General features: G+C 63.9%; 9 protein-coding genes. 2 read left to right on the top strand and 7 right to left on the bottom strand.

The features are described 5' to 3' along the window. Positions 1 to 23 precede the first annotated feature (23 nt). The 5 genes from murJ to IVB22_RS05065 form a co-directional block, all read right to left on the bottom strand. On the bottom strand, positions 24 to 1,565 hold the full coding sequence (murJ, locus tag IVB22_RS05085; RefSeq protein WP_247516214.1) for a murein biosynthesis integral membrane protein MurJ: 1,542 nt from the start codon (positions 1,563 to 1,565) through the stop codon (positions 24 to 26). Positions 1,566 to 1,601: 36 nt separating this feature from the next. Then, entirely contained in the window at positions 1,602 to 2,753 is a 1,152-nt protein-coding gene (locus tag IVB22_RS05080) for a DegT/DnrJ/EryC1/StrS aminotransferase family protein (RefSeq protein WP_247516213.1), read from the bottom strand. Positions 2,754 to 2,784: 31 nt separating this feature from the next. Next, positions 2,785 to 3,801 carry a Gfo/Idh/MocA family protein gene (locus tag IVB22_RS05075; RefSeq protein WP_247516212.1) on the bottom strand — a complete coding sequence of 339 codons (1,017 nt, stop codon included), beginning with the start codon at positions 3,799 to 3,801 and terminating at the stop codon, positions 2,785 to 2,787. A gap of 151 nt (positions 3,802 to 3,952) precedes the next feature. Continuing rightward, positions 3,953 to 5,365 carry a mannose-1-phosphate guanylyltransferase/mannose-6-phosphate isomerase gene (locus tag IVB22_RS05070; protein ID WP_247516211.1) on the bottom strand — a complete coding sequence of 471 codons (1,413 nt, stop codon included), beginning with the start codon at positions 5,363 to 5,365 and terminating at the stop codon, positions 3,953 to 3,955. A 7-nt stretch (positions 5,366 to 5,372) separates the two neighbouring features. Further along, entirely contained in the window at positions 5,373 to 6,362 is a 990-nt protein-coding gene (locus tag IVB22_RS05065; protein ID WP_247516210.1) for an NAD-dependent epimerase, read from the bottom strand. 175 nt (positions 6,363 to 6,537) lie between these two features. On the opposite strand from IVB22_RS05065, the gene IVB22_RS05060 reads away from it, so the two are divergent. Both IVB22_RS05060 and IVB22_RS05055 read left to right on the top strand, forming a co-directional pair. Next, positions 6,538 to 7,497 carry a lysylphosphatidylglycerol synthase transmembrane domain-containing protein gene (locus tag IVB22_RS05060; protein ID WP_247516209.1) on the top strand — a complete coding sequence of 320 codons (960 nt, stop codon included), beginning with the start codon at positions 6,538 to 6,540 and terminating at the stop codon, positions 7,495 to 7,497. A gap of 29 nt (positions 7,498 to 7,526) precedes the next feature. Next, entirely contained in the window at positions 7,527 to 8,549 is a 1,023-nt protein-coding gene (locus IVB22_RS05055) for a glycosyltransferase family 4 protein (RefSeq protein ID WP_247516208.1), read from the top strand. Between the two features lie 94 nt (positions 8,550 to 8,643). On the opposite strand, the gene IVB22_RS05050 is transcribed toward IVB22_RS05055, so the two are convergent. Together IVB22_RS05050 and IVB22_RS05045 are read right to left on the bottom strand one after the other, a co-directional pair. Next, complete coding sequence (locus IVB22_RS05050; RefSeq protein WP_247516207.1) at positions 8,644 to 9,849, bottom strand: glycosyltransferase family 4 protein; 1,206 nt, start codon at positions 9,847 to 9,849, stop codon at positions 8,644 to 8,646. 45 nt (positions 9,850 to 9,894) lie between these two features. After that, entirely contained in the window at positions 9,895 to 11,811 is a 1,917-nt protein-coding gene (locus IVB22_RS05045) for an SDR family NAD(P)-dependent oxidoreductase (protein WP_247516206.1), read from the bottom strand. Positions 11,812 to 11,870 lie beyond the last annotated feature (59 nt).

Raw genomic sequence — 11,870 nt, 5'->3', positions numbered from 1 at the left:
AAATTTCCTTTATTAACAGAAGTTTAGACCCGGGATTGGCGATCGCGGAGCAGCACAAAAAGCCATCCCCTGCCGAACAGCAGCAGGATGGTAACCCCATAAACGAACGCGCCGGCGAAGATCAGCAGCAACAATGCAGTCTCGTCGCGGAAAGTATGCATTGACGCGAAATAGAAGCTGGCGAATCGCGCGATGCCCCACAACGCAGCGGCGAGCAGGACACCGGCCGCCGCGAACTTAGCGAGCGAAATCATCCAGGCGCGGTCGAGTTCGAGGTAACCCGCCCGCACCGCGAAGAAGAGTACCAGCAACAGATTGACCCAGGCCCCGACGGCGGTGGCGAGCGCCAGGCCGATTTGCGCCAGCGCACCCATCAGCGCGACCTTCAGCGCCACGTTGACGGCGACGCCGGTCAGCGCCGCCTTGACCGGCGTCGCGGTGTCGTGACGGGCATAGAAGGTCGCCACTGCGCTGCGGATGGTGACAAACGGAATGAGTCCGATCGCGTAAGCGGCGAGCGTGGCGCCCGCGGCTGCGGCATCCGCCTTCGTGAACGCACCACGCGCAAACATCGCGCGCATGATGACGTCAGGCACGGTCAGGAAAGCGGCGACGAACGGCACCGAAAACAACAGCGAGAATTCGAACGCCCGCCGCTGCGCGGCCGATGCCCCAGTGACATCGTTCGCGGCAAGACGCCGCGACATTTCTGGCAGCAGCACGGTACCGATCGCAATCCCGATCACGCCGATCGGCAACTGGTTGAGACGGTCGGCGTAATACAGTGCCGAAAGCGCGCCCGCCGCCAGAAAGGTCGCGATGATGGTGTCAGCGAACAGCGCGATCTGCGTTCCCATCGAGCCGATGGTCGCAGGCCCGAGCGCCCGAAAGAACGCGCGCACGTCTTCATCGAGTTTGAGGAGCGCGAATTTCGGCAGGATACCGGATTTTGCCGCGTCACCAGCCAGCAGCAGGAATTCAAGGATGCCGGCAAGCAGGACGCCCCATGCGGCGGCGTAACCCGCGCCCGGAAAGAACGCGGCCAGCGCCAGCGTCGCCATCATCGACAAATTTAGAAAGATCGGCGCGGCGGCTGCGCTGGCGAAGCGATTCATCACGTTGAGCATGCCGCCATACAGCGTCACCAGCGTGATCAGCAGCAAATACGGAAAGGTGATCCGCGTCAGTGAAATTGCGAGCTCGCCGCGCGCCGGATCGTCCTTGAACCCCGGCGCGAGAATGGCGATTACCTCCGGCATGAACCACCAGGCCAGGACAAGCAGGATCACCTGCACACCAAACAGCAGCGTGAAGATGCGGTCGGCAAACAGCCGCGCCGACGCTGCGCCCTTGCCGTGCAGATGCGCATAGGCCGGCACAAAGGCGGCGTTGAAAGCGCCCTCGGCGAAGATCGCGCGAAAATGATTGGGCAGCCGCAGCGCCACGAAGAACGCATCCGCCACCGGCCCCGCGCCGAGAATAGCGGCCAGCATGATGTCGCGCGCGAATCCGGTCAGCCGCGAGAGCAGCGTGTAACCGCCGACGGTGAAGATGCGTCCGAGCATGCGCCGCTTCTAGCGCATATTCGCCAGAGGAGGAAATCAGGAAGGGAGCGCGCCGCGCACCGCCTCGATGACGCGATCCTGCGCCGACTCGTCGAGATAGGCGTGAATCGGCAGGCTGATGACATCGTCCGAGAGCTGTTCGCTCACGGGCAGCCCACCATCCGCCACCGGGAACCCCTTGTACGCGGTCTGCTGATGCATCGATTTCGTATAATAGACCATCGTCGGAATGCCCTGCGCCTTCAGCGCTGCGGCGAAACCGTCGCGGTCGGTCCCCTCAGGCAGACGGATGGTGTACTGCGCCCAGATCGAGGTGCATCCGGAAGCCAGCCGCGGCACCGTCACGACGTTGCCGAGGCCGCGCGCATAGCGCTCCGCAACGCGGTTGCGGGCCGCGATCTCGTCCTCGAAAATCTTCAATTTCTCGATCAGGACCGCCGCCTGCATGGTATCGAGGCGTCCAGTCAGGCCGAGACGCACGTTGTCGTATTTGTCGGAGCCCTGGCCGTGAACGCGGATGCTGCGCAGCGTCTCGGCAAGCTTGTCATCATCGGTAAAGATGGCGCCACCATCGCCAAAGCAGCCGAGCGGTTTTGTCGGGAAGAAGCTGGTCGCGGTCGCCAGTCCCAAAGAGCCGATCCGGCGGCCCTTGTAGCTCGCGCCAAAACCCTGGGCTGCGTCATCGAGCACGAACAGGCCCTCGGCCTGCGCGACCTCAGCGATCGCATCGTGGTCGGCGCTTTGGCCGAACAGATCGACGGGGATCACGGCGCGGGGCTTCAGGCCACGCTGCTTCGCAGTCGCGATGCCGCGCCGGAGCGAGGCGGCATCCATATTGAAGGTTGCTTCGTCGACATCGACGAATACCGGCGTCGCGCCGGTCAGCGCCACGGCTTCGCCGGTCGCGCAGAACGTGAATGACGGACACAGGACGGCGTCGCCCGGTCCGACTTCCCTGGCCATCAACACCATCAGAAGCGCGTCGGTGCCGCTCGCGCAACTCACGACATGCTTGGCGCCGCAGAAATCCGCCAAGGCCTTCTCCAGCACGGCAACTTCCGGACCATTGATGAAGAGGCAATGGCTCGTCACACGCGAGATCGCCTCATCGATCGATGCGCCGAGCCGCCGGCGCTGCGATCCGAGGTCATAGAAGGGAACGGGTTCTGGACGCATGTGCTGGTTCATGGGGCCTTGCTTGGATCAGAATGAGAGTTTCTCAGCCGGCGATGCGGCGCGGTCCCTTGCGCACAGCGGAGGCCGCGGGCTTGGCGGGCTGCTCGAGGCAGCGGATCGCGATTTCGAGACTGGCGACGCCCTCGTCGCCGGAAACCGCCGGTACATTGCCGGTGCGGACGGCATCGAGGAATGCGATCAGCTCGGCGCGCAGCGGTTCGTCGTGGCCGACCGGCAGATGCCGCATCGAATAGCTGCCGTCGGGCTTGAAGCCGAAGCACTCGGTTACCTGGCGCGTCAAGAGATCGCCCATCACATATTTTCCGCGGGTCGCAACCGTGACGCTGCGCGCCTTGAACGGGGTCAGCCAGTTGGTGTTGATGTGGGCGAGCACGCCCGAGGCGGTGCGGAACTGCAAGAGCGCGATATCCTCGCGCTCGGCGACCGCGCTGGAGAGCTGCGGCTGCACCTCGACGATATCGGATTCGGTGAACCAGCGGATCAGGTCGATATCGTGCACGGCGAGATCAATGACGACGCCGACATTGGACATGCGCGGCGGGAACGGTCCGACACGGGTGATGCCGATGGAGAGAATATCTTCGCCCGCGATCGCCTGCTTGATCGCGGCGACCGCCGGATTGAAGCGCTCGACATGGCCGACCATCAGCGTTACGCCGGCACTGCGCGCCGCGTTGACGATGTCCTTCCCCTCCTCCACCGTGGTGGCGACCGGCTTCTCGACCAGGATGTGGATGTTGCGCGTGATGCAGGCGAGCGCAATCTCGTGATGCAGGTGGGTCGGTGCCGCGATCGTGATGGCGTCGACGCCTTCGTCAAACAGCTCGTCGAGGCTGGCGAACGCACGGCAGCCGACCATCGCGGTAGCCCGTGCGCGGTGTTCCGGCAACGGATCGACGATGCCGACCAGCGTCACCCCGGGCAGACCGGCCAGCACGCGGGCATGGTTGCTGCCCATCACGCCGGCGCCGACCACGCCGACGCGCAAGCCGCGTTGTGCATCGGTCTTCGCGTCAGATGCGGACCCTTTGGAACTCATGATTTGTAGACCCCAAGCAGATTCTGCGCCGGTAACGTCCCCGGCGGTTCTCTAGCACGCCGTCACAGATGTGGCGAACGCGATCGGCCGTTTCTGGACACGTTTTGATTCAAAGAATTACAGCCGCCAGGCCGGTAAAACTACTGTTCGCTCAACTGCGCTTGTAGTCGTCCTCGATGCGGATGATGTCGTCCTCGCCGAGATAGCTGCCGGTCTGGACCTCGATCAGTTCGAGCTGGATCTTGCCGGGATTCTCCAGCCGGTGCACCGCGCCGATCGGGATGTAGACAGATTCGTTCTCGTGCACGGTCTTGACCAGTTCGTTGACGGTGACTTGCGCCGTTCCGCGCACCACGATCCAGTGCTCGGAGCGATGGTGGTGCTTCTGCAGCGAGAGCCGCCCGCCCGGCTTGACGATGATGCGCTTGACCTGGTGACGGTCGCCATTGTCGACCGACTGATAGGATCCCCAGGGCCTGTGCACCCTGATGTGATCCTCGGTCACCTCCGGTGCCACCGTCTTCAGCTTCGCGACCAGCCGCTTCAGCCCGTTCGCGTCCTTTTGCCTGGACACCAACACGGCGTCCTGGGTCGCGACCACCACGAGGTCGTCGACGCCTTCGAGCGCGACCAGCGCACGGTCGGTCGATACGTTGCAATTGCGGGAATCCTCGAACACCGCGGCGCCCCGCGCCGCGTTGCCCTCGCCATCCTTGCCGGACAATTCCCACACCGCATGCCAGGAGCCGACATCGGACCAGCCGCACGCGACCGGCACGACCGCGGCGCGCGAGGTCTTTTCCATCACTGCATAATCGATCGAGATCGACTTCGCCGATCCGAACGCGGCCTCGTCGAGCTTGACGAAACCGAGGTCGGTGCCCGCCTTCGCCACCGCATCGGTCACGGCCTGGACGCTTTCCGCATCGACCTTGCGATATTCATCCGACAGTACGGCGGCGCGGAACATGAAGTTGCCGCTGTTCCAGAGATAGCCGGCCTCGACATAACTCGCGGCCGTTGCCGGGTCCGGTTTCTCGACGAACTTCGCGACCGCACGGACCTTGCCGGCGATGACCTCGCCGGGATTGATGTAGCCATATTCGGTGGCGGCGCGTTCGGGCTGCACGCCGAACGTCACGATGAGCCCGGCTTCCGCGGCAGCCAGCCCCTCGCGGCAGGCGGCGAGGAATGCGGGCGTATCGGAAACCACGTGGTCGGCGGCGAGCGCCAGCACGATCGCATCCTTGTCGCGCGTCTCGGCAAACGCAGCGCCGGCCGCGATCGCGGGGCCCGAATCGCGCCGCATCGGCTCGAGCAGCACGTCGGCCTCCAGCCCGATCTCCGCCAGTTGCTCGAGCACCATGAAGCGATAGGCGTTGTTGGTGATGATGACGGGCCGTTCGAACAGATCAGCATCGGAAACCCGCAACAGCGTGTCCTGGAACGTCGAGCGCGCCCCGAACAGGGACAGGAACTGCTTGGGGTGAACCTCGCGCGAGGCCGGCCACAGCCGCGTTCCGGCACCGCCGCACATGATCAGGGGGATAATTCGTCGGTTCATCAGCGTCTCAAATCCTGTAGTGGTCACGATACCAGGCGACAAAATCGGCAAGCCCGTCCTCGATCGAGGTCTGCGGCCTGAAGCCGGTGTCGCGCATCAGTTCGGCGACATCAGCGAAGGTCTCGGTCACGTCGCCGGGCTGCATCGGCAGCATCTCCCTGACCGCCGCGCGGCCCAATTCCTGCTCCAGAACCGCTACCACATGGGTCAGTTCTTCCGGATGATTATTGCCGACATTGTAAATCCGTGCCGGCGCCCCGGCGGCCGGCCCGTCGTCGCGCGGGGCCTGGTCGACCAGTTGCACGACGACCCGCGTCACATCATCGATATGGGTAAAGTCACGCCGCATCCTGCCATGGTTAAAGAGCTTGATCGGGGTGCCATCCACGATCGCCTTGGTAAACAGGAAAATCGCCATATCGGGCCGTCCCCACGGCCCATAGATGGTAAAGAACCGCAAGCCCGTCACCGGAAGCCGGTAGAGATGGCTGTAGGAATGCGCGATCAGCTCATTGGCCTTCTTTGTGGCGGCGTAGAGGCTGACCGGATGATCGGTTTTGTCGTCCACCGAAAACGGTAGTTTCGTATTGGCGCCATAGACCGACGACGAAGATGCATAGACCAGATGGCCGCATCCATGATGCCGGCAGCCTTCCAGCACATTGACGAAGCCCTCGAGATTGGCGTCGACATAGGCGTGCGGATGATCGATCGAATGGCGCACCCCGGCCTGAGCTGCAAGATGGACTACCGCTGGAAAGCGGTGTTTGGCGAACAGGCGTTCCATTGAGGCGCGATCAGCGAGATCGACCTGTTCGAACGCGAAACGCGGCTCGCAGCGCAGGATGTTCAGGCGAGCCGCCTTCAGTTCCGGATCGTAATAATCGTTGAGATTGTCGAGGCCGACCACCGCGCGGCCTTCGGCCAACAGCCGGCGAGCGACGTGGAAGCCGATGAAACCCGCGGCTCCCGTGACCAATATGGGTTGATCCGGCATCGTATCCCTGGAAGGCGCTGTTCAAAGGCTGAAAATCTCTGTCAGGGCCTCTTTACCTGCGTTGCCGAGGCCGCTGCAACACCTAGCAGCCCGCTATTGCCAGATCGGCCCGAAAACCATACCAAGGCGTCGAATTGCATCGCTGCACCCCCTCTTCAAACCCCACACAGGCGAGATGCGCCGTATCCTGTTTTCAACGTTGAAGATATTGGTCTCGGCGGCGCTCCTGTATTTCTCGCTGCGCAAGGTCGACCTTGCCGAACTCGTCGCCCGCATCGACGTTTCCAGCCTGGGCTGGATCGGCGTGGCGATTGCCGTGACGTTCCTGCAGATATTCGTCGGCGTCCTGCGATGGCGCGAGATCAGCGCGGAGTGCGGCGCACCGCTGCCGACCAGGCAGGCGATGCGCTTCAACGTGATCGGAACCTTCTTCAACCAGACGCTGCCCTCCGCGATCGGCGGCGACGCGGTCAGGCTATGGCTGGTGGCCCGCAGCGGTGCCGGCTGGCGGGCCGCGACCTATTCCATCTTCGTCGACCGCGCCATCGGTCTGATCGCGCTCGCCGTGATTATCGTCGCGAGCCTGCCCTGGAGCTACCGCCTGATCACCGATCCGCACGGCCGGTCGGCGCTGCTGTTGGTCGATTTCGCAGCCCTTGCCGGCGGCCTCGGATTTCTTCTGCTCGGCCGGCTGCCGTGGCCGTGGCTCAAGCGCTGGTGGGGCACCCACCACATCCACGCCTGTTCTGTCATCGCCAATCGCGTGCTGTTCAGCCGCGTTCACGGCCCGAAAGTCGCGGTGCTGTCGTTGCTGGTGCACGTGCTCGCCGTCGTCATCGCCTGGTGCGTGGTGCAATCGATCGCAGCCCCCGTGCTGTTCAGCCAGATCTTCCAGCTCCTTCCGCCGGTCATGCTGATCACCATGCTGCCGATCTCGATTGCCGGCTGGGGCGTCCGCGAGGCCACCATGGGGCTGGCGTTCGGTTATGCCGGCCTGATGGCCAGCGAGGGCGTCAACATCTCCCTGCTCTATGGCGCGGTATCCTTCATCGTCGGCGCGATCGGCGGGCTGGTCTGGATATTGAGCGCCGAGAAGGCCACGCAGGGCGCGGTGCCCATTGAAGTTCCCAAATAATCTTTCGAGCAACTTTCCACGCGGATCGAATGGCCAGTTCGCAACTCCTGCTGTCGTTGGCCGCCGCAGTGCCGGCGGCGCTGTTGTCGGGCGTCCTGACATGGGCGATCCGGCCGCAGCTCATACGAATAGCGCTGGCAAAGCCGAATGCGCGCTCTTCCCATCGGATTCCGACGCCGCAGGGCGCGGGCATTGCGGTGATTGCGGCTACGCTGATCGCCGCCGTCACGGTCATCGCATTTGCCGGCGCGGCGGAGATCAAAATTCCCGTCGCGGTATTCGGCGCGACGCTGTTCATCGCGGCCGTAGGCTTTGCCGATGACGTCAATTCCATCCCGGTCGCGCCGCGGCTGCTGCTGCAGGGGCTCGCCGTCGCGGTAGTCATCCTTGCCGCGCCTGAAAGCTTGCGGATCGTTCCCGCCTGCCCGCTCTGGCTCGAGCGAGGCTTGCTGTTCCTCGCAGGCCTGTGGTTCGTGAACCTCGTCAACTTCATGGACGGGCTGGACCTGATGACGGTCGCCGAGATCGTGCCGGTAACCGGCGCGCTCGTTCTGCTCGGCTGGCTCGCCGAACTGCCGACGTCGATGACGGTCGCCGCCGCGGCGCTATTCGGGGCGGTGCTCGGCTTCGCGCCTTTCAACCGGCCGGTGGCGAAAATCTTTCTCGGCGACGTCGGCAGCCTGCCGATCGGCCTGCTCGTTGGCTGGTGTCTGCTGCAGCTCGCTTGGCATCAGCACTTCGCAGCCGCGCTGCTGTTGCCGCTCTATTATCTGGCCGATGCGACCGTCACGCTGTTTCGGCGGATGGCAAGGCGCGAGCCGTTCTGGGCGGCGCATCGCACCCATTTCTACCAGCGCGCCACCGACAACGGATTTTCCGCATCGCGTGTGGTGAGCGAAGTATTTGCGCTCAACATCCTGCTGGCCGCTTTGGCGATCGGCTCGGCCATGACCTCGTCGACGGCCGCCGCAATCCTGCTTTTCATCGTCGGCGGCATCGCCACGGCGCTTCTGATGCACCGCTTCTCACGCCGGCAAGCATCGTCAGGCTAGAGCCCCGTTCCGATTGAATCGGAACGGGACTCCAGATTCTTGGTTTGACGCGTTTTCTTGACGCGAACCGGCCTCCACTTCGCTGGAAAACGCTCTAATCCGGCTGCTTTTGCAGGAGCTCGCGGATCAGGCCGCAATAGCCGGCCATCGCAGCGTTGAAATCGAATCGTCCTGCGATTTCGGCGGCGCGCTCGGCCCGCTGCGCGTCCTTGGCGCCGGCGGCGCGACTGATCGTTTTCGCCAGCTCATCGGCTCTGCCGGGTTCGACGATCCAGCCGACATCGTGTTCGGCCACCGTCAACGCCGCCTCGGCATCGGACTCGGAAACCAGGATCACCGGGCGGCCGATCGCCAGCAGATTGTAGAACCGGCTGGGCACCGATACCCCGGCCACATTACTGCGGTAGGGAATGATCCAGACGTCCGCAGCAGAAAGAAACGCCTCCAATTGTTCGTCCTCGACGCGATCGACCAGGGTGACGTTCGCAAGCCCGGCCTCGGCTTGCATGGCCTTCAACTGGTCGAAGCCCACCCCCCAGCCCGACAGCAGGAAGTGAATATCCTTGTCGTCCCGCAGCAGGCGCGCGGCCTCGAATACGATGACGGGATCGTGGGTAAAGCCGAGATTGCCTGAAAGCCCGACGACGAAGCGGGCGGAAAGCGGACGGCGATACGGATTATCAGGATCGACCGCGCGAACGCCGCGCGCAAGCGTCGCCCAGTTCGGAATGAAGCGGATCTTGTCGCTTGTCATTCCGCCATAGCGCAGCAGCAGCTTTTCCGTGTCGCGGCCGATGATGACGACGGCGTCGAGCGCGCGAAACATCAACGCGTTCAAGCCGCGCATCGCACTTGCCGGCAACGAATGCGGCTTCAGAAGGCCTGCCATGATGAGGACGTCGGGATAGAGATCGTGCATGATCAGCACCGACCTCGCGCCTTTCAATTTCGCGGCAGCGGCAAAGGCGTAAGGCAGCATGAAGGGTGCGGGGACGGTGAGCGCGACGTCGCCGCGCCGCAGCTTCGCCAACAGCGCGACGAACATCCGGATCGTGAACAGCAGTTCGGCCAAAGCGCGCTTGAGCAATGCGGCCTTGCCGGGCATCCAATTCCCTACTTCGACGACCGCAGGCTTGCCGACGGCCACCGCGGCGGCGGCGGAGCCTGCCGTTCCCGACAGCACCAGGACTTCGGCTTGCTGCGCCACGCGTTCCGAAATCGCCGCCATGATCGCGGCCGTCGTGCCCGGATCCGGCGGATAATGCTGGCTGACGACGACGACTTTTCCGGACTTCTGCATCATGGCTTTCGAAGCGGCCTGCGTGGCGGGCGGACACCAAAAAAATCAGGCGGCGTTCGATCCGAATTCGGGCACGGCATCCTTGAGCACCGCGCGGATGGTGGAACGGTCATCCTGCTCGATCGCCTCCTCGAGCGCCGCGAGCCATTTGCTCAACGTCTGCATCGGCGGCTCGTTCGGCTTGGCCGCCATGATGCCGGCGACGCCGATCTCCACCGGCGGCTCCTCGCTGGCGAACAGTATCTCGTTCAGCCGTTCGCCCGGCCGCATGCCGGTGAACACCACCTCGATATCGATGCCGGGTTCGAGGCCGGACAGGCGGATCATCCGCTCGGCCATTTCCACGATCTTGACCGGCTGTCCCATGTTGAGGACGTAGACGGAGACATCGGGCCGCGCCGGCGTCAGCGCGTGGGTCGCCGCCGTCAGCACGAGATCGCAGGCTTCGCGGATGGTCATGAAGTACCTGACCATATCCGGATGCGTCACCGTGACCGGGCCGCCGGCCTCGATCTGCGCCTTGAATTTCGGCACCACCGACCCGTTGGAGGCCAGCACGTTGCCGAACCGGACCGAGATCAAACGCATGTGCGGCTTGCCGTCCGATTGCGTCATCAGGTCATGGTCGAGCGCCTGGCAATACATTTCGGCAAAGCGCTTGGTCAGGCCCAGCATCGAGACCGGCTCGATCGCCTTGTCGGTCGAGATCATCACCATCGCGGCCGCGCCCGCCGCCCGCGCGGCGTCGGCGACGTTGACGGAACCGAAGATGTTGGTCTTGACGCCCTCGCTCCAGTCGCGCTCCAGGATCGGCACGTGCTTCAGGGCTGCGGCATGGAACACGATATCGGGCTTGAATTCCCGCATCAGATTCATGATCCGGTCGCGATCGCGGATATCGGCGATCCGGCCTTCGATCACGGCATTGGTTCCGTGCGCGGTCAGCGCCTCCGTCACCGCGTAGAGCGCGGGTTCCGAATGCTCGATCACCAGCAACCGCGCGGCGCCGAAGGTCGCGACGCGGTCGCAAATCTCCGAACCGATCGAGCCGCCGCCGCCGGTGACGATCACCGCCTTGCCCTTCACCAGCGTTTCGAGCCGCGCGTAATCGATCTTCTCGCTCGGCCGCAGCAGCAGGTCTTCGACGGCGACATTGGTCAGCCTCGGCACGTCGCCGCTTTCGAGCGACGGCAGGCGGCTGACGAACAGGCCGAGCCGCTTGGCCCGCATCAGGACCGCTTCGGGATGCGCCTCGGGTTCGAATGCCGACGGGGTCATGACGACCCGCGAAATCGGTTTTCCCCGTCCGGCATAATCGCGCACCACGTCCTCGACATCGTCGATCCCGCCGAGCACCGGCACGTTGCGTATCGACTGGCCGCGGTCTGCGGCCGACGGCGACAGCACGCCGACCGGCCAAAGCTGCTTGACGGCGCCGCTCTCGATCGCGCGTAACAACACCTCCGCGTCGGCGGCGCGGCCGATCAGCAGGGTCGACGACGCCCCTTGGGTCTGGGCATGGCGGCGAACGCGCGAATAGCGGAAATAGCGATAGCCGAAACGGAGCGCGCTCAGCGCGAACACCTGGAGGAACCAGTAGAGCACGATGGTGACACGGCCGAACAGCACCGGCGTCTTTCCGTTCGATGCTCCGAAAATGAAGGCATAGTCCAGCACGACGAGCGCTACCGCCAGAACGGTCGCCACGCGCAGGATGTTCAACGCATCGGGGAGCGAGATGAAACGCCACTTCGTCGTGGTCAGGTTGAATACGTAGCAGATCACCACGCTGAAGAGGACGAAGAGGGGCAGAATGCGCAGCAATAGCGGCAGCCGGGCATAGAAGGCTTCGCCTCCCTCGAAGCGCAAATAGAAGCTTGCGAGCAACGCAAATGCCGTCGCCAGCGCATCATGCGCTGCGATCAGGAAATTGCGACGGGTCAGTTGCGAGAGAGGCGTCATTCCATTGGCCGGCTGCGGAAACGGTGGGGATTTACAAGGCGCGTCCCGAGTCCGCTGAT

It is taken from the genome of Bradyrhizobium sp. 190 (assembly GCF_023073415.1).
In the GTDB taxonomy this organism is placed as follows: domain Bacteria; phylum Pseudomonadota; class Alphaproteobacteria; order Rhizobiales; family Xanthobacteraceae; genus Bradyrhizobium.
This window is presented reverse-complemented; position numbering and strand designations above follow the sequence as displayed.

Coding starts and splice junctions, on each gene's coding strand:
- IVB22_RS05075 (WP_247516212.1), bottom strand. CDS start 3,801: ATGAGTTCCAAAGGGTCCGCATCTGACGCGAAGACCGATGCACAACGC.
- IVB22_RS05070 (WP_247516211.1), bottom strand. CDS start 5,365: ATGAACCGACGAATTATCCCCCTGATCATGTGCGGCGGTGCCGGAACG.
- IVB22_RS05065 (WP_247516210.1), bottom strand. CDS start 6,362: ATGCCGGATCAACCCATATTGGTCACGGGAGCCGCGGGTTTCATCGGC.
- IVB22_RS05060 (WP_247516209.1), top strand. CDS start 6,538: ATGCGCCGTATCCTGTTTTCAACGTTGAAGATATTGGTCTCGGCGGCG.
- murJ (WP_247516214.1), bottom strand. CDS start 1,565: ATGCTCGGACGCATCTTCACCGTCGGCGGTTACACGCTGCTCTCGCGG.
- IVB22_RS05045 (WP_247516206.1), bottom strand. CDS start 11,811: ATGACGCCTCTCTCGCAACTGACCCGTCGCAATTTCCTGATCGCAGCG.
- IVB22_RS05050 (WP_247516207.1), bottom strand. CDS start 9,849: ATGCAGAAGTCCGGAAAAGTCGTCGTCGTCAGCCAGCATTATCCGCCG.
- IVB22_RS05080 (WP_247516213.1), bottom strand. CDS start 2,753: ATGAACCAGCACATGCGTCCAGAACCCGTTCCCTTCTATGACCTCGGA.
- IVB22_RS05055 (WP_247516208.1), top strand. CDS start 7,527: ATGGCCAGTTCGCAACTCCTGCTGTCGTTGGCCGCCGCAGTGCCGGCG.